Here is a 511-nt window from a genome sequence, read left to right as displayed (position 1 = left end):
CGCCTTTGTCATGTCGGCATCGCTCTCGATCGCCGGCAGCGCCTTGTCGAACTGGTTGGAGCGGATGTTGTAATCCCACGGCGCGCCGGTACCTGGCGTGGCGTAGCCCGCCACGCCGAGGCCATGGCCGATCTCGTGCATGATGGTATTGAGAAAATTCGACTTGCCGCCGGTGTTGTCGGCATTGCCGCGCAGGCCGTAGTGCCAGCCCCGTGCGCCGATGGCGCGGCACTCAGGCTGATCGATCGCCGAACTGAAGACCGTGAAGATGTCGTCCTCGCCTTCGTTAAGATCCTTGCCGGCGAGGGCATTGGCCAACGCGATGGGATACCGCGCTTCGGCGATCTTGGCGCCGGGAATCTGATTGCCGGGCACGCTACCGAGGTCAGTGGCCAACCCGAGCGTGATGTACGTCGCCCCGTCTTCCATACTGCACTCCAGCGGCGCGAACGAAGCCCACACGCGGATTTCGACGTCGCTCTTGAGCAGCGCGCCCCACAGATCCATCGCG

General features: G+C 64.0%; 1 pseudogene. It reads right to left on the bottom strand.

The features are described from left to right. Positions 1-511: pseudogene (locus LG367_RS18420) on the bottom strand (hypothetical protein); the annotation flags it as partial.

It is taken from the genome of Luteimonas panaciterrae (genome assembly GCF_020511115.1).
Lineage (GTDB): Bacteria > Pseudomonadota > Gammaproteobacteria > Xanthomonadales > Xanthomonadaceae > Luteimonas > Luteimonas panaciterrae.
This window is presented reverse-complemented; position numbering and strand designations above follow the sequence as displayed.